The following is a 22,935-nucleotide window of genomic DNA, read 5'->3' on the forward strand; positions in this document are numbered from 1 at the left end:
ACACGTCGGGGGTGCACGAAGGTCACCGCGAAATCTCTCACCCCGGACGCACCTGTCAGGCACGATGGAGCCATGGATTCAGGGGCGGTCGCACACCTGCGGGAAGTCCTCGCGGAGACGGGCTGGGTTGAGCGCACCCGCGAGCTGGGCCGGGCGCTGCGCACCACCCGCTCCCCCGGCGGGCTGCTGCTGGTGGGCACGCCCGGCGACGAGCCCTGGCACCTGACCGCGCACCTCACCGACGAGGCCCGCCTGTCCGGCCTGCCGCAGCTCGCGCCCACCCTGGTCCGCTGGTCACCGCCCGCCGGCGCCCCCGCCCACCTCCGGGTGGGGCTGGAGCGGATCGAGCGTACGACGCGCGGCGAGACGCTGTTCGTGGTGGCCGGGCAGCAGGCGCCGGCCCCGCTCCTGGAGCGGGTCGACGACGCCCGCCGCGTCGGCGCCACCATCCTGGCCCTGGAGAGCGGCGACGCGGAGCTGGCCGGGCTGGCGCACGACGCGATCGCCGTCCCCGAGCACGCGCCGGTCAGCTTCGACGGCGCCCAGCACCTGGTGAGCATCGCCGCGGGCGAGATCCCGCAACGACCCGGGCTACGCGAGCGGCTGGCCCGCCTGCTCGACAAGATGAGCGGCCCCCGCGTCTCCGACTGACAGCGGGCGGCATCTCGCCGCTCGGCGCGGACTCCGTAGTCGTTCCGCGGCAAGGCGCGCACGACGCCGGCCTGCTGCCCGGCGACACCCTCGCCTGCCGCGCCGGCCGCCCCGCTGTCCAGCCGGGCACGCTCCGCGGTGGTCAGCCGGGGACCTCGTCGCGGGGCTGGCCGAGGCGGGCGCTGAGCGAGGATTCCAGCTCGGCGGTGGCGCGCTCGATGGCGGCGATGACCACCGCCTGCACCGGGTCGGGTTCGCCCGAACGGGTCCGGCTCACCCGCGTGACGGCGTCGATCCGGCGGGCGCCCACGTCGCGGATGTCGCTGACCAGCACCTCGCCCTCCCGTACGTCCAGCAGCGCCAGCGTGGGCACGATCGCCACCCCGCGCCCGGCGGCCACCAGCGCCAGGGTCGGCGCGAAATCGGTGATGACGTGCAGCTTGCGCGGCTCGAACCCGTGCAGCCCGGCCAGCCGGTCGAGCGCCTGCCCACAGGCGAGGTGCGGCTCGCTCGCCACCCACGGCACGTCCGCCAGCTCGGAGACGTGCCGGGGCGGCTCCGGCCAGTCAGGCGGCACCACGACGCGATATTCGTCGACGAACAGGGCGCGCGTGGCCAGCGAGGGCTGCGCGAGCACGGGCCGGCTCATGTCCTGCTCGGTGATGAGCACGTCCGCCTCCCCCAGCCGCAGCTCCTGCAGCGCTGGCGGCCCGAAGACCTCGTGGATGGCGGGCTCGATCCTCGGGTGGCGGGCGGCGAGGTCGCGCAGGGCCGGCACCAGGATGTGCTGGATCACCGTGGGGAACGCGGCGATGCGCACCGGCCCGGCCAGCCGCTCGGTGAAGCGGGTCAGCTCCCGCCTGGCCTCGGCCAGCTCCTCCTCGACCCGCTCCGCGTATCCGGCGAGGACCCGCCCGGCGGGGGTGAGCGAGACGCGGCGCTGCGAGCGGTCGACGAGCGCCAGCCCGACCTCCCGCTCCAGTTGCACGAGCTGCTGGGAGACCGCCGAGGGGGTCAGATGCAGCGCCTCCGCGGCCCGCATGACGCCGCCGCGCAGGTGGACCTCGCGCAGCACGCGTAACCGCCGGGGGTCGATGTCCATGAAGCCGACCTTACGCGTGTCTTCAATTTCCGTTGATTGCCCTTCAGCTCGGCGGATCCGCAGAATGTCCTGATGGATCTTCTCCTTGAGGCCATCGGCTGGCTCGGCGCCGCCCTGCTCCTGACCGGTTACGCCCTGGTCTCGTCCGCCCGGGTGCACGGCGACGGGCTCCTCTATCAGCTCATCAACCTGGGCGGCGCGGTCGGCCTCATGGTCAACAGCGCCTACAACGACGCCTGGCCCTCGGCGGGGCTGAATCTGGTGTGGGCCTCCATCGGCGTGGTCGCACTGGTCAAGCTGATGAGGCTGGCCCGGTCGGCACGCGCTGACGGTACGGGCGATTCCGCTCCCGCCTTGAACGAGTGACACCGCTCACGTCAAGACGGTTACCCAAACGTTATTGAATTTCTCTGGCCGACGCTGACCTGGGGGTGGCAGCGTTGACGTCAACGCGGGAACGTTCTCGCAAGGTCGAACTAGGACAAAACAACCAGCTCAAGGATAGGTATGCCTTCCCCTGCCCTGCCCCTGCGCCCCATCGCGTCGGACATCGCGTCGACTCTGCGCACCACCGTGGGCCAGCGCGCGCTCACTCAGGAGATCGCCGCCGAGGCGGTGCGCCGTGACGTCGACACCGTGCTCTTCGCCGGAGTCGGCGGGTCATGGGCGTCGTCGGTCGCCGCCACCATGTCGCTCGGCGCCAAGGCCACCGGGTTCGGCGTGCAGAACGTCAACGCCGGCGAGTTCCCGCTCACCCACCTCGGCCGCACCGGGCGGCGCACGCTGGTGATCGCCTCCTCGCACTCGGGCGGCACGCCCGAGACCGTCGCCGCGGCGCAGGCCGCCGCCAAGGCCGGCGCGCTGGTCGTGAGCGTGGCCAGGGACGCCGACAACGAGCTGGCGCGGGCCGCCGAGTTCAGCCTCGTCTACGGCAGCGAGAGCACCGCCACCGGCGGCAAGTACGAGCTCCTGGAAGAGATGTCCTGCTCCCTGCTGGAGGCCCACGGTCTCAAGGACGGGGTGGACGAGCTGCGGGCGGCCCTCGACCTCATCCCCGACGCCACCGCCGCGGCCGTGGACGAGACCGAGCGGGCCACCGCCGAAGCCGTGGCGCGGCTCTACGACGCCGACAACATCTTCGTGCTGGGCACCGGCCGGCTGCTGGGCCTGGCGTACATGCTGTCGGTCTGCTACCTGGTCGAGATGCAGCGGCAGAAGTCCACCCACCTCAACAGCGCCGACTTCTTCCACGGCCCGTTCGAGATCGTGGACCCGCGCAGCACGCGGGTCATCCACCTCATGAGCGAGGACGAGACGCGGCCGATCTCGGAGCGGGTCAACGCCTTCCTCTCCCGGTACGGCCGCGAACACTACGTCGTGGACCCGGCGAAGCTGACCCTCCCCGGGATCGACCCGGCGGTCCGCGGCAAGGTGGCCCACATCGCCATGGCGTCGGTGGCCTCCCGCATCGCGTACCACTTCGAGCCGCTGACCGGTCACGATCTCGACATCCGCCGATACATGCACAAGGTCGAGTACTGAGCCCCATGACGACACGCATGTGCGGCGTGGGGGACAACGTCGTCGACCGTTACCTCCACGCCGGTCTGATGTATCCGGGAGGCAGCGCGGCCAACGTGGCGGTGCACTCCCGGCGCCTGGGCGCGACCGCCGGCTACCTCGGCGTCCTCGGTGACGACGAGGCGGCGGCGCACGTGCTCAAGGCGCTGCTGGCCGAGGACGTCGACGTCACGCGGGTGCGGCACCGGGCGGAGCCCAACTCCTTCGCCGACGTCACGCTCGACGACGAGGGCAACCGCTTCTTCGGAACGTTCCAACCGCCGGTGACCCGCATCGAGCTCGAGGACCGGGATCTCGCCTATCTCTCCGGCTGCGACTGGGTCCACACCGGGCACAGCAGCTTCACGGTCTCCGAGGTGCCGAAGATGCACGCGGTCACCGCCGTCGCCTACGACTTCTCGTACCAGGGCCTCGACGTCGCGGCCCCGGTCCTGCCGTTCGTGACGGCGGCGATGTTCTCCCGGGCCGACGACACCGAGGCCGAGTGTCTCGGCCTCGTCGAGGAGGTCCGCGGCCTGGGGCCGGACACGGTCGTGGTGACCCGCGGCACCCGCGGGTCGATCGTCTGGCGGCGGGGCGAGCTGGTCGTCCAGCCCGCCGTGCCGGCCCGTGCGGTCGACACGCTGGGCGCGGGCGACGCCTACTTCGCCGCGCTCATGTGCGGCCTGTCCGACGGGCTCGCCCTGCCGGACGCGACCGCGCGGGCGGCCGCGTACGCCGCCGCGGTCTGCGAGCACTTCGGTGCTTTCGGCCATCCCACCGCCATCAGCGACTCCCGGAAGGAGGCGGCCAGATGACCGCACCCCCACCTGTCCTGGACGTGGCCGGCGTCACCAAGAGCTACGGCCACGTGCAGGCGCTGCGCGGCGTCGATCTCCAGGTTCGGCCCCGCGAAGTGCACGCCCTGGTGGGCGACAACGGCGCCGGCAAGTCCACCCTCATGAAGATCATCGCCGGCGCGGTGTCGCCCGACTCCGGCACCATCGCGGTCGACGGCCGCCCGGTGACCTTCGCCAGGCCCGCCGACGCGCAGGCGGCCGGGATCGAGACCGTCTACCAGGACCTGGCGCTCGCGCCCACGCTGACCGCCGGCGAGAACCTGTACCTGGGCCGCGAGGTGCTCAAGCCGGGGCTGCTGGGCCGGCTGGGGTTCGTCGACCGCGCCGCCATGAACCGGTCGGCCGAACGGCAGCTGTCGACGCTGGGCGCCAAGCTGCAGTCGCTGGCCTCGGAGGTCGGCTCGCTGTCCGGCGGCCAGAAGCAGGCGGTCGCGGTGGCCCGCGCCTCGCTGTGGGGCAGCGCCCTCATCATGCTCGACGAGCCCACCGCGGCGCTCGGCGTCTCCCAGACCGAGTTCGTGCTCAAGCTGGTCGAGCAGCTGCGCGACGAGCGGGGCCTGTCGGTGCTGCTCATCTCGCACAGCATGCCGGACGTCTTCAGGGTCGCCGACCGGGTCACGGTGCTGCGCCTGGGCCAGACCGTGCTGACCGAGGAGATCTCGGCCCTGTCGACCAACGACCTCATCGCCGCCATGACCGGCGCGGGAATTCCAGCGGGTGGACCGACGACATGAGCACGATCACGAGCCCCGGCGTCAAAGCGGGGCCTTCGCTCACCGCGCGGCTGCTGGCCAGCCAGCGCTTCTCCAATCTGACGATCTTCGGACTGCTGGTCGCGATCATCGTGTTCTTCACGGTGGTCACCCCGTCCGGGACGTTCTTCTCGAACTACAACCTGACCAGCATCGCGCTGGCCGGGTCCCAGCTGCTGATCCTCTCGGCCGGCGTCACCTTCCTGCTCATCGCGGCCGGGCTCGACCTGTCGGTCGGTGCGGTGGTGGTCTTCTCCTCGGTCCTGGCCGCCAAGCTGATGCTGGGCCTGACTTCCGGCCTGGCCGGCACCGCCCAGGGCGGCGCGGAGCTGTGGCTGCCGATCCTGGCCGGCGTCGGGGCGGGTGTCGTCACCGGCGCGGCCTGGGGCCTGGTCAACGGCATGCTGGTGGTGAAGTCGAAGATCCCGTCCTTCATCGTGACGCTGGCGACCAGCACGATCATCCTCGGCCTGGCCCAGGTCTGGACCGGCGGCATGAACGTCAGCGGGGTGCCGCAGGCGCTCACCGACGCCTTCGGCATGGGCACCCTGCTCGGCGTCCCGTGGCCGGTCGTGACCGCCGCCGCGGTCACCGGCCTGCTGTGGGTCGTGCTCGCCCGTACCCGGTTCGGCCTGCGCACGTACGCGATCGGCGCCAACCCCGAGGCGGCCCGCAGGGCCGGCATCAACGTCGACCGGCACCTGCTGGCGATCTACTGCATGGTCGGCCTGCTGGCCGGGCTGGTCGGGATGATCGACATCTCGCGCTTCTCCACCGCGTCGGTCTCCGGGTACGCGAACATCGCGCTGCAGAGCATCACCGCGGTCATCATCGGCGGCACCTCGCTGTGGGGCGGCCGCGGCAAGATGTCCGGCACGGTCGTCGGCGCCTTCATCCCCGCGACCCTCACCAGCGGGTTCGTGATCATGAACCTGCAGCCGTTCTGGCAGAACGTCGCGGTCGGCTGCGTCCTCATCTTCGCCGTCTTCGTCGACCAGTACCGCAGACGGGCGATGAACGTCACCTGAACACCCGGCTCAACCCCCCTGCCTGGCCCAGAGCCGGCGAATGAGAGGAACTCCATCATGTTGCGGAATATCAAGAAGGTCGCCGTACTGGCACTGGCCGGGCTGACCCTGGCCGCGTGCGCCACCGAGGCGCCGGACACCGCCGCGAAGGCGGGCGGCACGGACGGCGCGGACGGCGCGGGCGCCAAGCCGCGGGTCGTCATGCTGCTCAACGACCAGTTCGACCCCTACTACCTGACGCTGGCCAAGGGCGCCGAGGAGAAGGCGGCGGAGCTCGGCGTCGAATTCTCCTGGCAGGCTCCGACCACGCTCGACGTGGCCGCCCAGACCCAGTTGCTGCAGTCGATCGCGGCCACCAAGCCGGACGGCATCATCATGTCGGCCCTCGACGCCAAGGCGATGTCGGCCCCGATGCGGCAGGTGAACGAGCAGGGCATCCCGATCGTCACCGTCGACGCCGACGTGGAGGACCAGGACGCCCGGCTGGCGACCTTCAAGTCCGACGGCGTCGTCAGCGGCGAGATGGCCGCCGACACCGTGAACGAGCTGCTCGCGGGCACCGGGAAGGTGGGCTACGTCGGCTACATCCCGGGCATCCAGAGCGTGGACATCCGGCTCAAGGGCTGGCAGGAGCAGCTGAAGAAGCACGCCGGCCTGGAGAACAGCGGCGAGGAGTACGCCGGCGCCGACATCTCCGAGAACGTCGCCAAGACCTCGGCCCTGATCTCCAGGGTGCCCGACCTGAAGGCCGTCTTCGCCTCCTGGACCAACGCCGCCATCGGCGCGGCCAAGGCGGTGCAGCAGGCCGGCAAGACCGGCGACATCAAGGTCGTCGGCGTGGACGCCTCCCCCGACCAGGTCGACCTGCTGCGCCAGGGCCTGGTCGACGCGCTGGTCGTGCAGAAGCCGTACGACATGGGCAAGGACGCGGTCGAGGCGCTGACCGCGTACACCAAGGACGGCACCCGCCCGCAGGGCGAGAAGCTCTACGACTTCGTCGTGGCGACCAAGGACAACCTCGACACCCCCGAGATCAGCCAGTACCTGTACGTCAAGCCGGAAGGGAAGTGAGCGATGGCCAGGCTGGGAATCGACGTCGGCGGCACCTTCACCGACGTCGTCGTCCTGCACGAGGACGGCCGCCGGGTCGTCGAGAAGGTGCCGAGCACGCCGCATGACGCCTCGGTCGGCATCCTCGACGGCATCGCCCAGATCCGGCGCACCCGCGGCGTGGACGTCGCGGCGCTGGACACGTTCAGCCACGGCTCCACGGTGGCGACCAACGCCCTGCTGGAGTCCAAGCTGCCCCGCACCGCGCTGGTGGTCACCCGCGGCTTCCGCGACGTGCTGGAGATCGGCACCCAGCTCCGCGGCGACCTGTTCGACCTGCGGGTCGCCAAGCCCCGCCCGTACGTGCCCCGGTCCCTCGTCTTCGAGGCCACCGAGCGCGTGGACCGGCTGGGCGAGGTGGTGACCCCGCTGACCGACGCCGAGATCGCGCGCCTGGTCGAGGAGGTACGGGCCGCGGACGTCGAGGCGTGCGCCATCACCTTCCTGTTCGGGTTCCGCAACGAGGAGCACGAGCGGCGGCTCGCCGCGGCGCTCAGGGAGGCGATGCCGGAGCTCTCCGTGGCGGTCGGCTGCGAGGTCGCGCCGGAGATCAAGGAGTATCCGCGCGCCTGCACGACCGTGGTGAGCGCCGCGCTGCGGCCCCTGGTCGCCCGTTACATGTCCGGCATCCTGAGCGGTCTGGAGCCGGCCGGGGTCACCTGTCCCACCTTCATCATGCAGTCCAACGGCGGCGTGATGAAGGCGGAGGAGGCCGCCGCGAACGCGCACCGCATGGTGCTCTCGGGACCCGCCGCCGGGGTCCTGGCCGCCACCCAGGTGGCCAGGCAGTCGGCGTACCCGAACCAGATCACGTTCGACATGGGCGGCACCTCCACCGACATCTGCCTGATCCACGAGGGCCGGGCCAGGGTCGAGCGGGAGAGCGTGTTCGAGGGGCGGCCCATGCTGGTGCCCCAGTTCGACATCCACACCATCGGCTCGGGCGGCGGCTCCCTGGCGAGCGTCGACGAGGCCGGCGGGCTGCGCGTCGGGCCCGAGAGCGCCGGCGCGATGCCCGGCCCCGCCTGCTACGGCCGGGGCGGGACGCGTCCCACCACCACGGACGCGCACCTGGTGCTGGGCCGGATCGACCCGGCGGCGTTCCTCGGCGGCGAGATGCCCCTGGACGTGGAGGCGGCCAGGCGGGCGGTGAAGACGCACGTGGCCGACCCGCTCGGCGTCGACGTCGACACCGCGGCCATCGGCATCCTCGACGTGGCCGACGCGATCATGGCCCGCGGCGTCCGCGTGGTCAGCGTCAACCGCGGCCACGACCCGCGCGACTTCTACCTGCTGCCGTTCGGCGGCGCCGGGCCGATGCACGCGCTCAGCGTCGGCGCCCTGGTGGACGTCGGCGGCGTGCTGATCCCGCCGAGCCCCGGCACGTTCTCGGCGGTCGGGCTGGCCGGCTCCGACATCAAGTACACCTTCGCCCGCGTGGTCGACGCCGGCGTCGGCGACGTGCCGGCGGAGGACGTCGAGGCCCTGTACCAGGGCATGGTCGAGACGGCCGCCGAGCGGTTCGCCGGCACCGGCGTCAAGCGCGTGGACCACGTGCGGCTGGCCCGGTTCCGCTACGCCTGGCAGGACAACGACGTCGAGGTGCTCATCGACGCCCCGGAACTCGACGCCGGCGCGCTGGCGGACGCGGTCAAGCGCTTCCACGAGCAGCACCGGTTCGAGTTCGGTCACAGCAACCCCGAGGAGCGGGTGGAGCTGGTGGCCGTCGGCCTGGAGGCGTACGGGATCCTGGACCACGGCCCCGGCGTCCCGGCCCGTACGGACGAGGCGAGCGGGGAGCCCACCCGCCACCGCGAGGTCTACTTCAAGGGCCCCGGCCGGGTGCGGACCCCGGTGTACGAGCGCGGCGCGCTGGCGCCGGGCACCGTGCTGCGCGGCCCGGCGATCGTCGAGGAGCGGGAGGCCACCACGGTGGTCGTCCCCGGCACCACGCTCCGGGTCGACGACGACCTCAACCTGGTCATCACCTATGACAAGCCCGGCGAGGAGGCATGATGACGCCGCGCGAGAACGGCGCCGACCCGATCACCACCGAGGTCGTCCGGCATGCGCTGGAGACCATCGCCGAGGAGATGGGCACCGCGCTGCGCCGCACCGCGCTCAGCGTGGTGGTCAAGGACATGCGCGACTACTCCTGCGCGCTGTTCGACGCCCGGGGGCGGATGCTCGCCGCCGCGCTCGACATCCCGAGCCTGCTCGCGTCCATGGCCCCGGCGCTGCGCGCCTGCCTGGACAAATGGGGTGAGGACATCCATCCCGGGGACGTCTTCATCAACAACCATCCCTACCTGGGCGCCTGCCAGACCAACGACATCAACATCTTCGTCCCGGTCTTCGACGCCGCTCAGACGCTCGTCGGGTTCACCGGCGTCATCGCCCACCACGCCGACTGGGGCGGGCGCACCCCCGGCACGGCCGCGGCCCGGTCGGAGTCGGCGTACGAGGAGGGCGTGCTCCTCCCGGCGCTGAAGGTGGAGGTCAAGGGGGTTCCCGAGCGGGGCCTGCTGGACATCATCACCGCCAACACCCGTCACCCGGCCCAGAACCACGGCGACCTGCGGGCGCAGATCGCGGCGGCCCGCTCCGGCGCCGGCCGGTTCGCGGGCCTGGCCGGGAAGTTCGGCACCGGCCTGCTGCTCGACACGTTCGAGGAGCTGTTCGCCTACACCGTGCGGCGGACCCGCGCGGAGATCGCCAAGCTTCCGGACGGCGACTACACGGCGGAGGGCTGCCTGGACAACGACGGGCTCGACCTCGACGCCCCGGTGAGGATGGTGGTCAAGGCGGTGATCTCGGGCGAGGAGATCCACTTCGACTTCACCGGCTCCGACCCGCAGATGCGCGGCGGGATGAACATCCCCGACTCGACCCTGCGCTCCGTGGTGCACTATGCGGTGAAGTGCCTGATGCCCTCCGACGTGCCGTTCAACGAGGGCTCGCTGGATCCGGTCTCCTTCCACGCGCCCCGCGGCACGGCGGTCAACCCCGAGTTCCCCGCCGCGGTCGGGGACCGGCACCTCGCCTCGCAGCGCCTGGCGTCCATCGTCACCCGGGCGCTGGCCGCGGCGGCGCCGCACCGCGCGTCCGCGGAGTGGTTCGTGGGCTGGCCGGTGCTCATCTGCGAGTCCCGCTCCCCCAAGTCGGGAGACGGCGTGGTCCTGCTGGCCAACGTCGCCGGCGGCGCGGGCGCCTGCGTGGACCACGACGGCGCCGACGCCCTCGACGTGCACATGGCCAACTGCCAGCTGATCCCGGCCGAGGTGATCGAGTCCTCCTACGAGCTGCGGGTGGAGCGGTACGCGCTCATCCCCGACTCGGGGGGCGCCGGCCGTCACCGGGGCGGGCTCGGCATCCGGGCCGACTACCGCAACATCTCCAGCAAGCCGCTGGGCTTCCTGTCGGAGGCCGAGCAGACCCGGCCGGAGTTCGCGCCGCAGGGGCTGACCGGCGGCCGGCCGGGGATGCCCGCGTCGCTGGCGCTGATCCACGAGGACGGCACCGAGACCGCGCTCCCCTCCAAGGGCCAGGGCTCGGCCCTGCCGGGTGAGATCGTCAGCCTGCGCGCGGGCGGCGGCGGCGGTTACGGCGACCCGGCCGAGCGCCCGGCCGAGCTGGTCGAGGCCGACCTCAGGGACGGCCGGATCACCGCGGCGGGCGCGGCCGCCTACGAGAGGACGCGCTGACATGGCCGCCGGGTTCCTGGGCGTGGCGCACGTCGGGATCGTGGTCGACGACCTGGAGGAGGCCGTCGCGGCCACCACGCCCGTGGCCGGCGGGTGGAGCGACATCCTGGAGTGGGACACCGTGGTCCGCTTCCCCGACGGCTCGCGCGAGGAGCGTCCGGTACGGTTCGTCACCGCCGCGAGCGGGCCCGCCCACGTCAAGATGATCGAGTCGGCCGAGGGCAGCGTCTGGGCCCCCACCGGCGGGGTGCAGCAGCTGCACCACCTCACCTACTGGGTGGCGGACATCGAGGAGGCCACGGCCGGGCTCCTGGCGACCGGCAGGTACCGCGTCGAGGCCGACGGGCTGGAGCCTGACGACAGCGTCCGGTTCCGCTACCTGCTCAACGACCTCGGCCTGCGGATCGAGCTCGGACTGCTGGCCAACAAGCCCGGCTTCGACAGCTGGGCGGCGGGCGGCGAGCACGCCTGACCGCGCGCGGGGCCCGGCGGAGATGTCCGCCGGGCCCCCGCACGTTCTCAGACGGCCGCCACCGACTCGCGGACCAGGAACGACGTGGGCAGCTCGATGAGCTCGGGCGGGCCCTCGTCGCCGTTGAGCCGGTCGATGAGCTTGCGGGCCGCCCTGGCCCCGATCTCGTGCACCGGCTGCTCGATGACGGTGAGGGCGGGCCGGACCAGCGTGGTCCAGTCGAGGTTGTCGAAGCCCACGAACGACAGGTCACGCGGCATCTCGATGTCGAGCTCGCGCACGGCCTGGTAGGCGCCGAGCGTCATCATGTTGTCGGTGGTGACCAGGGCCGTCGGCCGGGCCGGCGAGGCCAGCAGGCGCCGGGTGGCCTCGGCCGCGCCCTCGACGTCGTAGCCGCCCGTCCGGCCGACCAGCGACGGGTCCACCTCCACCCCGGCGTCGCGGTGGGCGCGCAGGTAGCCGAGCAGCCGGGCGGCGCTGGCGTTGATCTCCCCGCGCAGGCGGTCGAGCCCTGGACGGAGCAGCGTGGCCCAGTCGGCCTCGCGCTCGATGCGCAGCTCCGTCAGGATGCCGATGCGGCGGTGACCGTGGCTCAGGAGGTAGGTCACGGCCTCCCGCATGGCCGCGACGTCGTCGACGGTGACCGCGTCGGCCCCGACGGCGCTGCTCGGCCGGTCGAAGAGCACCACGTGCTTGCCGTGCGACCGGACCGCCCGCAGGTGCTCGACGTCGCCGACGTCGGCGGTGGCGACGATCAGGCCGTCGACCTGCTTGTCGATCAGCAGGTTGACGGCCTCCCGCTCGCTGCGGACGTCCTCGTCGGTGTTGGTCAGCAGGATGCTGTAGCCCGACTTCCTGGCCTCGTCGGTGATGCCGCGCACCACGCCGGAGAAGAACGGGCTGCTGATGTCGGCGCACACCACGCCCAGGGTGTCGGTGCGCCGGGTCACCATGCTCCTGGCCACGCTGTTGGGCCGGTAGCCCAGGGTCTCTATCGCGTCGAGGACGCGCTTCCGCGTCGCCTCGCTGAACCGGCCGTAGTTGCCCAGCACGCGGCTCGCGGTGGAGGTGGACACCTTGGCCAGCCTTGCCACGTCGTGGATCGTCGGAGGCTGAGCGGATGAGGCCATGAGGGAACGTTATCGCAGCTTGAGAGCCGGAGGCCACGGGCCGGAACCCGTGGCACTCCCGTCAGTCGTCGTCCTGGTCGGCCTCGTCCCACGCCTTGTTGCGCTCGGCCGCGCGCTGCAGCGCCCCCGCCGCCTCCTGCTCGGTCGCGTACGGGCCCATCCGGTCCTTGTTGGGGCAGCCCACGTCGGGCTCGACCCGCATGTGCTTGAGGCAGAACCACCACTGGCCATCGGTCATGAGGTCGATTCTGCCCCGTAGACTCAGGTTTCATGACGACACTGCTCCAGCCCGGCCGAATTTCGCCCATGCGAAAGGTTCCCGCCCACATCGAGCGGCCGGAGTACGTCGGCAAGAAGCGCCCCAAGACCGGCGAGTCCGACGTGAAGACCCCCGAGATCATCGAGCGCATGCGGGTCGCGGGCCGCATCGCCGCCCAGGCGCTCGAAGAGGTCGGCCGGAACGTGCGGCCGGGCGTCACCACCGACGAGCTCGACCGCATCGGCCACGAGTTCCTCGTCGACCACGGCGCCTACCCCAGCACGCTCGGCTACAAGGGCTACCCCAAGTCGCTGTGCACCTCGATCAACGAGGTGATCTGCCACGGCATCCCCGACGACACCGTGCTGCGCGACGGCGACATCGTCAACGTCGACATCACCGCCTACATCGGCGGCGTCCACGGCGACACCGACGCCACCTTCCTGGTCGGCGAGGTCGACGAGGAGTCGCGGCTGCTGGTCGAGCGCACCCGCGAGGCGATGATGCGCGCTATCAAGGCCGTCGCGCCGGGCCGCCAGCTCAACGTGGTCGGCCGGGTGATCGAGGCGTACGCCAAGCGGTTCGGCTACGGCGTGGTGCGTGACTTCACCGGCCACGGCATCGGCACCAGCTTCCACTCCGGCCTGATGGTGCCCCACTACGACGACCCGTCGCTCCGGGTGGAGCTGGTGCAGGGCATGACGTTCACCATCGAGCCGATGCTGACGCTGGGCACGATCGACTACGACATCTGGCCCGACAAGTGGACCGCGGTGACCAAGGACCGCAAGCGCACGGCACAGTTCGAGCACACGATCGTGGTCACCGCCACCGGCAGCGAGATCCTCACCGCGCCTTAGGCACGACCCCCGTCACGGTGGTGCCCTCGCCGGGCACGCTGTTGACCGACAGCGACCCGCCGGCCTCGCCCAGCGCCGCCCGCATGCGGGCGATCCCGCGGCCCGCCCGCGAGAGATCGAAGCCCCTGCCGTGGTCGCTGACCGTCATACGCAGACCGCCGCGGCCCACCGTGACGGCGATCGACACCGTCGTGGCCTCGCTGTGCTTGTGCACGTTGTCGAGCGCCTCGGCCAGCGCCTCCAGAACCCCCTTGGCGACCCGCGGCCGCACGTCGGCCGCGGGCAGCGCCCACACCTCCACCGCGATCCCCGTACGCCGCGACCATTCGGCCAGGTTGCCCTCAAGGGCTTCGGCCAGGCTTTCACCCCCGCGCATGCGCGTCACTTCCATCACCGCTCCACGCCTTCCTGAGGCCCGAGCGCGCCGGCTCCACCGCCGGCGCCGAAAGCGCGGAGCGCCACCCCCCACGGCAGGCTCGCGCCACCCCCTATCGGGAAAGGCTACCCGCCGTGCCGCCGTCACACCGGGTGAAGATAGCAGGCCCTGCCTGAACGGCTACTCGCGTTTGTCGAGCTCGTTGAGCCTGGCCAGATAGTCGTTGTACGAGGTGAGCTCCGGATCGCCGGAACGCGCGGCGGACCGGTCGTCGCGCCGGGCCTTGCGGTCCTCGCTGCGGTACCACTGCACCGCGATGGCGAGCAGCACCATGAGGGTCGGGATCTCCCCGAACCCCCACGCGATCGCGCCGCCGTTCTGCTGCTCCTGCAGCAGCGGCCCGCCCCAGGACCGGTCGAGCTGTTCGTACCAGCCGGGCGCGATGAGCGTGCCGGTCATCATCAGCGCGATGCCGAAGAACGCGTGGAACGGCATGGTGACGAACAGCAGCAGCAGCCTGCCCACGTACGGGAGCTGGTGAGGGCCGGGGTCGACCCCGATGACCACCCAGAAGAACAGGCACCCGCTGACCAGGAAGTGGAGGATCATGAGAATGTGGCCGAGGTGCTCCTCCATGGCGGCCTCGAACAGCGGCGTGAAGTAGAGCGCGTAGGTGGACGCGATGAAGATCGCGGTGGCGATGCCCGGATGGGTGACGACGCGCGCGTAACCGCTGTGCAGGATCGCCATCAGCCACTCGCGCGGCCCGCGGTCGCCGCGCCGGGCGGCGGGCTTGAGCGCGCGCAGCGCGAGCGTGACGGGGGCGCCGAGCACCAGGAAGATCGGGACGATCATGGCCAGCGTCATGTGCTCGATCATGTGCACGTCGAACATGACCTTGGCGTACCGCGCCACGCCGCTCTGGGTGGTGAAGACCAGGATGGCCACGCCGGCGAACCACGACGCGGTGCGGCCCCACGGCCAGGCGTCGCCGCGCCGCCGCATCCGTACGACGCCCGCGCCGTACAGCCCGGCCAGGACCGCGGCCAGCAGCGCGAAGAACAGGTCGAACCACCACAGCGAGAGGATGTTCGCGGCCGAGATCGGCGGCGGGACCGGGTGGCCGAGGAGGTCGAAGGCGCGGTCGGCGGGCAGGCTGACCGGCGGGGGCGGGGTGCGCGACAGCGCCACCGCCAGCCCGATCGTCGCCAGCATGAGCATGAGCTCGCCGGCCGCGAGCCGGGCGAACGCGCGCGGGCGGCCCGCGCCGAGGTCGACGAGCGTGCGCTGGCGGTGCCACCAGCCGACGTAGCCGAGCAGCACGAACGCCACGGTCTTGGCCACGATGAGCACGCCGTAGCTGGACGTCCACAGGTCGGACAGCGACGTGAGCCGCGCGAGCGTGCTGAACACGCCCGACATCCCCACGCCGATGTAGACCCACAGCGCCATCCGCGAGAAGCGGGAGGCCGCCACGTCGAGCTGCGGCCGCTTCAGCGCGGCGTGCAGGGCCAGCACGGCCAGCCCGCCCACCCACAGAGCCAGCGTCAGCAGGTGGAGGGTGACCGAGGTGATGGCCAGGCCGTGGTTGGGCGAGGAGGCGGAGTGGCCGGTGAGCGCCGGCGGCATGAGCGTGACCAGCGCGAGCACCAGCAGCCCGGCCGCCGCCCCGGCGGTGATGACGCCGCGGGAGAACAGCGCGATCGACAGCCCGAACAGCACCACGAGGGTGAGCGCGATGCCGGGGCTCTCCTGGGTGGCGAAGCCGACCAGGAAGTTGCGGTTGAGGATCTCGGGGACCGAGCGCGCCCACACGTCGGAGACGCTGAAGACCATGGTGAGGAAGGCCGCGCCCGCCCAGGCGAGCCCCGTCCAGGAGGCGGCCCGCAGGTAGCCCTGCGCGGTCTTGCCGAGCACGCCCTTGTCGTTGGGCAGCAGCAGGGCGGCGGCCAGCAGCAGGCCGACCGTGGCGACGCCCGCGACGTCCATGGCCAGCTTGGAGACCGGCAGCCCCCAGCGCGTCACGACGCCTGACGAGGGCACGCCGAGGATGATCCTGGGGAACGCCGCGCCTCCGGCGATCATGGCGATCACGAGGGCGGCGATCGCCGCCCCGGCCGCCGCCAGCGCGAGACGCGCGGCTCTGGTCACGGCTGCTTCTTCTTCCTGGCGCTCATGAGGAACCCGATGCCGATGCCGACGAGCGCGCCGACCACGATGAGGAGCCAGACCGGGAAGGTGGCGGCGTCGCTCTCGGCGGACACCTCCTCGGCGGGCTGGGCCTCGGCCGGCTCGGTGGCGGTGGGGGCCGGCTCGGCGGTGGTCGCCTCGGCCGTCGGCGCCGTGCTCCCCTCAGGAGTCTCCGCCGGGGACGGGCTCGCGCCCTTGACGGTGAACGGGATCTCGCCCTCGATCGGGTGGCCGTCGGACGAGACGACCCGGTAGGCGATGGTGTAGTCGCCGTCGGGCAGCTCGCCCTTCAGCGCCTGCTTCACCTTCACCCCGTCGAGCTCCGGGTCGCCGGCCTGGTGCTGGGTGTCACCCGGCCCGCGGACGCTCACGAAGGGCATGCGGATCTTGCCGGTGAACTCCAGCGTGATCTCGTCCACGGACTCGACCGTGGCGTCCTTGGCGGGGTCGCTGCTCTTGAGCGCGTCGTGAGCCAGAGCCGGCCCGGCGGTGACGAGGACGAGCAGCGTGGCGAGGATCGCGGTGAGGGCCGCGAGCGGGGAACTCTTCATGGCGCCTTCAAGGCTACCGAGCACCCCGCCCGGTTCGTACCCCGATCAGAGACCCGCGCAGGCGAGCGCCCGCTGGTAGGCCTCGACGCTGGCCTCGGCGTCGCCGATCTCGTAGAGCGTCTCCGCCGTGGCGTACCACGCGCCGGCCGAGAGGAAGGACGGCGGGACCGAGTCGAGGGCGTCGCGGATCGTCCGCAGGTGCCTGTCGGCCTCGGCGGCCTCGCCGCGCACGCTGTGCGCCCGCCCCAGCAGCAGGTGCGTCTGCGGCACCTGGGCGACGGCGGCGCCGGACAGCAGGCCGCCGGCGGTGTGGGCGTGCTCCAGGGCCCGGTCGAGGTCGCCGGTCATGAACTCGACGTGGGCCAGCTCGGTCAGCGCCCGCGCCCGGTCGGTCACGCTGGTGGAGCTCTGCTCCTGGTCCCTGATGGCGCGGTTGACGTGCTCCAGGAGCGAGGCCGCCTCCTCGGGCTGCACGCGGCGCCGCAGCTGGACGTACGCGACCCGCATCATGGCGAGCAGGCGCGGGTGACCGGACTCGGCCACCAGCGCCAGGGCCCGCTCGGCGAAGACGAGCGCCTCCTCCCGGTGGCCGGTGTAGTCGGCCGCGAAGGCGGCGTTCCAGTTGGCCGCGGCCATGGCGCGCGGGGAGCCGAGCGCGTCGGCGGCGTTGAGCAGCTCGGCGGCGAACTGCCGGGCGCGCAGGTGGTCGCCGCGCACGAAGTAGGCCGCCAGCAGGGTGGCGCCCAGCTCCACCAGCAGGTCGGACCACGCGGGCCGGTTGGCGCCGCCCAGGATGCGCTCGCCGATCTCGACGGCCTCCACGAGCCGGTTGCTCTGCCGGTAGACGCGGCACAGGGCGATGGCGATCTCGATCCGGCGCTCGGCGGGGACGTCCTCGCCCTGCAGCCGCTGCAGGATGGCGATCGCCTCGTCGCTGTCGCCGCACGCCTCCGTGGCGAGGGCCAGCCCGAATTCGGTGTCTTGACGAAGCTCGGTCAGACCTGTCAGGTTGTTGTCCGCGAGCAGCTCGGTGAAGCGGTTGCGGGCCTCGGCGACCTCGCCGTTCTCCAGCGCGATCCGGGCGTAGCCGAGCGAGAGTTCGATGTCCTCCATCTGCTCGGCCGTCACACCGTTGATCAGATAGGAGAGCGAGCAGTCCAGTTTCTGGGCCAGCAGCTCCAGGACCGCCGGCGTGGGAGTACGCTTGCCACTCTCGATCAAGGAGACGTAACTGTCAGACAACTCGGGGTGCGCGAGCTGTGCCTGCGAGAGGCCGCGCTGCCGCCGCACCGTCTTGATACGGAGTCCGACTAGGTCAGATGTGGTCACGGTCGTCGCTCCCTGAAATGATAAGTTCCAAGCAAGTCCCGTAGATCCGCGAGGGAGATCCTCATGCGCACGCGCCTCACGATGTCCGCACTTGTTGCCTTGCTCGGGGCCGTGGTGGCCGTTGCAGGCAATAGTACGGTCGCGAATGCGGAAACGTCTGCCCCCGCAGCAGTCTCCGCCGTCTCTCTCGCCGTCCTCGGCGACGCCTATTGTTGCTGAGCACGCGGGTGAGACCGGCGGCGGGGCCGCCATGTCAGGTGAGAGCCATCTCCTGCGTGTCACACCCCCGTCGCCGCTGCCCTCGTTCTCTCCGCTTCTCCGCGCATCACCCGTAGAAGTCTCCGCGCATTCCCCGTAGGCGAGCAGCCTAGGCGGGGCATCTACATTTCCTCTAGACGTCGCCACGTCGGCCCGATCGGCCCTGCTCCCTCACCGTGATCCGGTCTACGCCGCCGTGGTCAGCTCCACGGGTGGGAGAGTCCGTTGGCCGAGGGCGTCATCGTCCGGCTCCTGGGGCCGGTCACCGCCGCGCGCGACGGCAAGGAGATCGATCTCGGTCCACCCCGCCGGCAGGCGCTGACGGCGATCCTCGCCGCGTGGCCGGGGCGCGTGGTGCCGATTCCGCGCATCATCGACGGCATCTGGGGCGACGACCCGCCCAAGACGGCCGAGCAGAGCGTCTACACCTACGTGGCCGGGCTCAGGAACGCGCTGGAGCCGTCCCGGGGGCGGCGCGAGCCCTCGAAGCTGGTCGTCGGCGCCGCCGGGGGCTACCGGCTCCGCCTCGACGGCTCCCGGGTGGACGCCATCGCCTTCACCGAGCGGCTCGACCACGCGCGCCGCGCCGTCCTGCGGGGCGACCACGCGGGCGCCCTGCCCGACCTCGAAGAGGCCCTCGCCCTGTGGCACGGCGAAGCGCTGCCCGGGGTTCCCGGGCCCTTCGCCGAGAGCGAGCGCGCCCGGCTGACCGAGGCGCGGCTCGCCGCGCAGGAATACCGCGCCGAGGCGTTGCTCGGGCTCGACAGGCCGCAGGACGCGCTGGCCCCGCTGCGGGCCATGACCTACCGCCATCCCCTCCGCGAACGGCCGCGCGAGCTGCTGATGCTCGCCCTGGTGCGGTGCGGCAGGCGCGCCGAGGCCCTGGTGGTCTACGAGGAGAGCCGGCGGCTGCTCCGCGAGGAGCTGGGCGTGGACCCGGGAGAGGCGCTGCGCCGTTCACACCGGCTGGCGCTGGCGGCCGGGCCCCGCGAGCGGCCCGGTGACGGGCCGCCCCCGCTGCCCCGCCAGTTGCCCCGCGACCTGGCCGGGTTCGTGGGCAGGACCCAGGAGGTCATCCGGCTCAAAGGGCTGCTGGCGCCGTGGGACGACACCGAGCCGAACCCTCTCGTGGTCATCTCCGGGCCGCCGGGCGTGGGCAAGTCGGCGCTGGCGGTGCGGATCGGCAACCTCGTCAAGGACCGCTACCCCGACGGCCAGCTCTACGTGAACCTGCGCGGAGCCACGGTCGGGCTGCCGGGCCTCGACCCGCTGGACGTGCTGGGCAGGTTCCTGCGCGCGTTCGGCATCGACGGCGACGCCATCCCCGGCGACGTGGACGAGGCCGCGGCGCTGTGGCGCAGCACGCTGTCCGGCAGGCGGACGCTGATCCTCCTGGACGACGCCGCCGGGCTCGGGCAGATCCTGCCGCTGTTACCGGCTCCGCGCGGCACCGCGATCGTGGTGACCAGCCGCGAGACGCTCGCCGCCGGCGACGACTGCGTCCAGCTCCACCTGCCTCGCCTGTCCCTCCCGGAGTCCGTCACGGTGCTGGCCAAGCTGGCCGGGGCCGAGCGGATGGCGGCGGACCCCGAGGAGACGGCCGGTCTGGTGCGGCTCTGCGACGGCCTGCCGCTCGCGCTGCGCATCGCGGGCGCGCGCCTGGCCGACCGCCCCGCCTGGAGCGTGTCGGCGCTGACCGGCCGGCTGCGCGACGAGCGCCGCAGGCTGCACGAGCTGGAGGCGGGCGAGCTGGCGGTACGGGCGAGCCTGGCGTCGAGCTGGAGCGCCCTGGCCGGCAGCGCCAGGCCGATCGACCGGGTCGCCGCCCGCGCTCTGGGTCTGCTCGGCCTGCTGCACCTGCACGACGTGACGGCGGAGGTGGCGGCGGCGCTGCTCGGCACCGGCGCCGACGAGGCCGAGCGGGCGCTGGAACGGCTGGTGGACGCCCACCTGCTGGAACACCTCGCGGGCCCGGGCCGCTACCAGCTCCACGACCTGGTCCGGCTGTTCGCGGCCGAGATGGCGCCGGGCGACGCCGCCGGGCCGCTCGCCCGGGCGCTGAGCTTCTACATCGCCTCCGCGCGGCTGGCCGTCACCACCATGGACCCGCACCGGGTGCAGGCCGAGGGTCCCGAGGTCGACGCCGTGCCGCACGCCGTCGGCGGACCGGACGAGGCGATCGCCTGGCTGGCCGGCGAGGAGACCAACCTGGTGGCGGCGGCCGGGCAGGCCATGGCCGGCCCTGACTCCGGGCTGGCCGCGCTGGGGGTGGCGCTGTGCTTCTCGCTGTTCTGGTATCAGCAGTACGCGCACGAGCCCGTGCCTCTGATCGCGCTGAACCGGCGGGCGCTGGACGTCTGCGAGCGGCTGGGCGACCGGCTCGGCGCCTATCACGCGCACGGGCACGTCGCCTGCGGCCTGGCCCTGCAGGGCAAGGCGGAGGCCATGGGCCATCTGGAGGCGCAGCTCATCCTGGCCAGGGAGCTGGGCGACCGGTTCAGCGAGCAGCGCACGCTGGGCAACCTGGCCAACCTGTCGGTCGAGCGGGGGCTGCACGAGCAGGCGCTCGGCTACGCCGGCCGGCAGCTCGCGCTGGCGCGGCGGATCGGCGCGGACGTGGGCGTGCGTTACGCGCTGATGATGAGAGGGCTGGCCTGCCAGAAGCTCGGCCGCCCGGCGGAGGCGCGGGGGCCTCTGGAAGAGGCGCTCGCCGCCGCCGAGAGCATCGGCGACACCGGTCACGAGATGAACATGCGCCGGATACTCGGTGAGCTCTGCCTCGACGAGGGCAAGCCGGGCGAGGCCGCGGACCACCTGGAGCGGGCGCTGGCGGCGAGCCGGGCCCATCGCAACCGGCTCGGCGAGCTGGAGTGCCTCGTCCTGCTGTCCCGGGCGCGCCGGGAGCTGGGCGACGCACACGCGGCCCTGCCGCACATCGCCGAGGCGATGCCGCTGGCGGCGGAGCTGGAGAACGCCAAGTGGCGGATCGAGACGGAGAACGAGCAGCGGATCGTGCACGAGCTGGTCGGCGTCCCCACCGTGCGCGTGTGACGGCCGGTCATCTCGCCCTGAGCGCGAGGAAGAGGTCGACCCGGTCGGCCATCGTCGACAGGTCCCTGCCGGTCAGCTCCTCCACCCGCTTGATCCGGTAGCGCACGGTGTTGACGTGCACGTGCATCCGCTCGGCGCACGCGTTCCAGGACCCGGCGCAGTCGAGGAAGGTGGCGAGCGTGCGCACCAGCTCCGACTGGTGGCCGGTGTCGTAGTCGAGCAGCGGGGCGAGCAGCCGCCCGGCGAACGACCTGCGCACGTCGCCGGGGACGGTGGCCAGCAGCAGCGCGTGCGTGTAGATCTCGTCGGACGTCACCACCCCGCCGTCGCGGGCCTCGGCCAGTCGTCTGGCGTGACCGGCCTCCTCGACGCCGCCTCGGAGTGCGGCCGCGCCGGTGAGTGCGCCGCTCAGGCCGAGACAGACGCGGGCGTCCGGCAGCGCCGACAGGATCGCGGCCCCGGCGCGCAGGCGGGCGGCCAGATCGGCGACGTCCCCGCCGCGCAGCGGCACCACCGCCACCGCCCCGTCGGCGCCCGGCGGTGCGACGATCTCCCGGCCCAGCAACTCCTCCAGCACCTGCCCCCCGAGCACCCCCGGGCCGTGCTCGCGGGGCGCACCGTGCCCAGCGGAGCGGGCGCCCCCGGCCACGCCGGGCTCGCCGTGACCGGACACCGCGTCCGGCCGGGCGAAGCCGGGCGCCACGTCCGGCCGGGCGAAGCCGGACACCGCGTCCGGCCGGGCGAAGCCGGGCGCAGGGCCGGGGTGGGTGACGGTGGCGTTGACGATCGCGTACGGTTCGGCGGTGTCCAGGCCGGAGGTGCGGAAGCGGGCGTTCAGCTCCGCGGCGTCGGCGCCGGCGAGGGCGGCGGCCAGGAGTTCGCCGGCGAGCCGCCGTTCCACCCGCCGCCCCTCCTCCATGCGGCTGCGTTCCAGCGCCACGCAGGCCGCCAGCTCGTAGCCCAGGTCGGCCCGATCGAGCAGGTCGCCGTCGCAGGCGAGCATCCAGCCGCCCGCCCGGTGGCCGCGCCCGACGCCGAACAGCGTGTGGCCGCCGGCCAGGCACGGCAGCCGGGTCGCGGTCAGGTAGGCGCGCGCCAGGCCGGCGGGGTCGTCCGGCGCGCCGACGATGACCTCGCCGGCGGCGGACACGACCGCCCCGGTGACGCCCAGCTCGGCGGCGGTCAGCGCGAACAGCTCGGGCAGGTCGGCGCCCTCGGCCACGGCGGCGACGAGCCTGCGGTGGCGGCCGAGCGCCTCGCGCGCGTCGCCCGTCAGGCGGTGCCCGGCCTGCTCGGCCAGGGTGCGGAAGGACACCTCGGTGGGCACCTCCAGCAGCGGCAGCCCGGCCCGCTCGCACGCCGTCACGAGGTCGGCGGGGATGTGGCCGAGCCACGCCTGCCCGGCGCCGAGCCCGGCCACCCCCGCCTCGACCAGCGCGGCCACGAACCGGGCCGAGTCCTCCGGCCCCTGGCGCCACATCAGGCCGGTGAGCACGAGCTCGCCGCCCGACAGGTAGCGCCCCGGCTCCGGCAGGTCGGTGATGTGGACCGAGGTGAACGCGCGGTCCGGGTCTCCGGTGAGCAGCCGGAGACGCGGCTCGCCGACGGCCAGCAGGTCACGTATCCGCATTTGGAGGAATATACAAGCCCGCCGGTGGCCGCGCTTACCCCGATTTCACCTGGCGCGCATAC

The 22,935-nt window shown here is 72.6% G+C and carries 20 protein-coding genes; 12 read left to right on the forward strand and 8 right to left on the reverse strand.

What is annotated here, in order from left to right:
- Positions 1–72 precede the first annotated feature (72 nt).
- The gene (locus ABD999_RS17620) at positions 73–651 is read left to right on the forward strand and encodes a hypothetical protein (RefSeq protein ID WP_148032886.1); all 579 of its coding nucleotides are present in this window, start codon (positions 73–75) and stop codon (positions 649–651) included.
- Positions 652–793: 142 nt separating this feature from the next.
- Here the strand turns inward: ABD999_RS17620 and ABD999_RS17625 are convergent, their stop codons facing one another.
- The gene (locus ABD999_RS17625) at positions 794–1,753 is read right to left on the reverse strand and encodes a LysR family transcriptional regulator (RefSeq protein ID WP_271276335.1); all 960 of its coding nucleotides are present in this window, start codon (positions 1,751–1,753) and stop codon (positions 794–796) included.
- A gap of 72 nt (positions 1,754–1,825) precedes the next feature.
- On the opposite strand from ABD999_RS17625, the gene ABD999_RS17630 reads away from it, so the two are divergent.
- The 9 genes from ABD999_RS17630 (at position 1,826) to ABD999_RS17670 (ending at position 11,239) form a co-directional block, all read left to right on the forward strand.
- Complete coding sequence (locus ABD999_RS17630) at positions 1,826–2,119, forward strand: CBU_0592 family membrane protein (RefSeq protein WP_148032888.1); 294 nt, start codon at positions 1,826–1,828, stop codon at positions 2,117–2,119.
- Positions 2,120–2,260: 141 nt separating this feature from the next.
- Positions 2,261–3,295 (forward strand): SIS domain-containing protein, encoded by a 1,035-nt coding sequence (locus ABD999_RS17635; RefSeq protein ID WP_148032889.1) that lies wholly within the window; start codon positions 2,261–2,263, stop codon positions 3,293–3,295.
- Between the two features lie 5 nt (positions 3,296–3,300).
- A complete protein-coding gene (locus tag ABD999_RS17640) occupies positions 3,301–4,131 on the forward strand; it encodes a PfkB family carbohydrate kinase (protein ID WP_271276336.1) in 831 nt (276 codons plus the stop codon).
- Positions 4,128–4,907, forward strand: coding sequence for an ATP-binding cassette domain-containing protein (locus tag ABD999_RS17645; RefSeq protein ID WP_148032891.1), 780 nt, complete (start codon positions 4,128–4,130; stop codon positions 4,905–4,907). The genes ABD999_RS17640 and ABD999_RS17645 overlap by 4 nt, the downstream gene beginning before the upstream one ends.
- Positions 4,904–5,953, forward strand: coding sequence for an ABC transporter permease (locus ABD999_RS17650; RefSeq protein WP_271276337.1), 1,050 nt, complete (start codon positions 4,904–4,906; stop codon positions 5,951–5,953). Before ABD999_RS17645 ends, ABD999_RS17650 begins: the two co-directional genes overlap by 4 nt.
- A gap of 57 nt (positions 5,954–6,010) precedes the next feature.
- Positions 6,011–7,024 (forward strand): substrate-binding domain-containing protein, encoded by a 1,014-nt coding sequence (locus ABD999_RS17655; RefSeq protein ID WP_271276338.1) that lies wholly within the window; start codon positions 6,011–6,013, stop codon positions 7,022–7,024.
- 3 nt (positions 7,025–7,027) lie between these two features.
- Positions 7,028–9,079, forward strand: a complete 2,052-nt coding sequence (locus ABD999_RS17660) for a hydantoinase/oxoprolinase family protein (protein WP_271276339.1) — start codon at positions 7,028–7,030, stop codon at positions 9,077–9,079.
- Positions 9,076–10,767 carry a hydantoinase B/oxoprolinase family protein gene (locus ABD999_RS17665; protein WP_271276340.1) on the forward strand — a complete coding sequence of 564 codons (1,692 nt, stop codon included), beginning with the start codon at positions 9,076–9,078 and terminating at the stop codon, positions 10,765–10,767. The genes ABD999_RS17660 and ABD999_RS17665 overlap by 4 nt, the downstream gene beginning before the upstream one ends.
- Before the next feature lies 1 nt (position 10,768).
- Entirely contained in the window at positions 10,769–11,239 is a 471-nt protein-coding gene (locus ABD999_RS17670) for a VOC family protein (RefSeq protein ID WP_271276341.1), read from the forward strand.
- A 47-nt stretch (positions 11,240–11,286) separates the two neighbouring features.
- Here the strand turns inward: ABD999_RS17670 and ABD999_RS17675 are convergent, their stop codons facing one another.
- Positions 11,287–12,369, reverse strand: a complete 1,083-nt coding sequence (locus tag ABD999_RS17675) for a LacI family DNA-binding transcriptional regulator (protein ID WP_148032897.1) — start codon at positions 12,367–12,369, stop codon at positions 11,287–11,289.
- Positions 12,370–12,430: 61 nt separating this feature from the next.
- Positions 12,431–12,607 (reverse strand): hypothetical protein, encoded by a 177-nt coding sequence (locus tag ABD999_RS17680; protein ID WP_187281273.1) that lies wholly within the window; start codon positions 12,605–12,607, stop codon positions 12,431–12,433.
- A gap of 32 nt (positions 12,608–12,639) precedes the next feature.
- Here ABD999_RS17680 and map point away from each other — a divergent pair, with 32 nt between their 5' ends.
- A complete protein-coding gene (map, locus tag ABD999_RS17685; protein ID WP_148032898.1) occupies positions 12,640–13,488 on the forward strand; it encodes a type I methionyl aminopeptidase in 849 nt (282 codons plus the stop codon).
- Here the strand turns inward: map and ABD999_RS17690 are convergent.
- The 4 genes from ABD999_RS17690 to ABD999_RS17705 form a co-directional block, all read right to left on the reverse strand.
- Positions 13,475–13,879, reverse strand: coding sequence for a sensor histidine kinase (locus ABD999_RS17690; RefSeq protein ID WP_148032899.1), 405 nt, complete (start codon positions 13,877–13,879; stop codon positions 13,475–13,477). The genes map and ABD999_RS17690 overlap by 14 nt on opposite strands.
- Before the next feature lie 165 nt (positions 13,880–14,044).
- Entirely contained in the window at positions 14,045–16,015 is a 1,971-nt protein-coding gene (locus tag ABD999_RS17695) for a bifunctional copper resistance protein CopD/cytochrome c oxidase assembly protein (protein ID WP_271276342.1), read from the reverse strand.
- Positions 16,012–16,605, reverse strand: coding sequence for a copper resistance CopC family protein (locus ABD999_RS17700; protein WP_148032901.1), 594 nt, complete (start codon positions 16,603–16,605; stop codon positions 16,012–16,014). The genes ABD999_RS17695 and ABD999_RS17700 overlap by 4 nt, the downstream gene beginning before the upstream one ends.
- Before the next feature lie 45 nt (positions 16,606–16,650).
- Positions 16,651–17,934, reverse strand: a complete 1,284-nt coding sequence (locus ABD999_RS17705; protein WP_261808698.1) for a helix-turn-helix domain-containing protein — start codon at positions 17,932–17,934, stop codon at positions 16,651–16,653.
- Between the two features lie 483 nt (positions 17,935–18,417).
- Here ABD999_RS17705 and ABD999_RS17710 point away from each other — a divergent pair, with 483 nt between their 5' ends.
- Positions 18,418–21,243 (forward strand): AfsR/SARP family transcriptional regulator, encoded by a 2,826-nt coding sequence (locus ABD999_RS17710; protein WP_271276343.1) that lies wholly within the window; start codon positions 18,418–18,420, stop codon positions 21,241–21,243.
- 7 nt (positions 21,244–21,250) lie between these two features.
- Here ABD999_RS17710 and ABD999_RS17715 read toward each other — a convergent pair whose 3' ends face one another.
- The gene (locus ABD999_RS17715) at positions 21,251–22,873 is read right to left on the reverse strand and encodes a PucR family transcriptional regulator (RefSeq protein ID WP_271276344.1); all 1,623 of its coding nucleotides are present in this window, start codon (positions 22,871–22,873) and stop codon (positions 21,251–21,253) included.
- Positions 22,874–22,935: the final 62 nt, after the last annotated feature.

It is taken from the genome of Nonomuraea ferruginea, assembly GCF_039540635.1.
Classification (GTDB): domain Bacteria; phylum Actinomycetota; class Actinomycetes; order Streptosporangiales; family Streptosporangiaceae; genus Nonomuraea; species Nonomuraea ferruginea.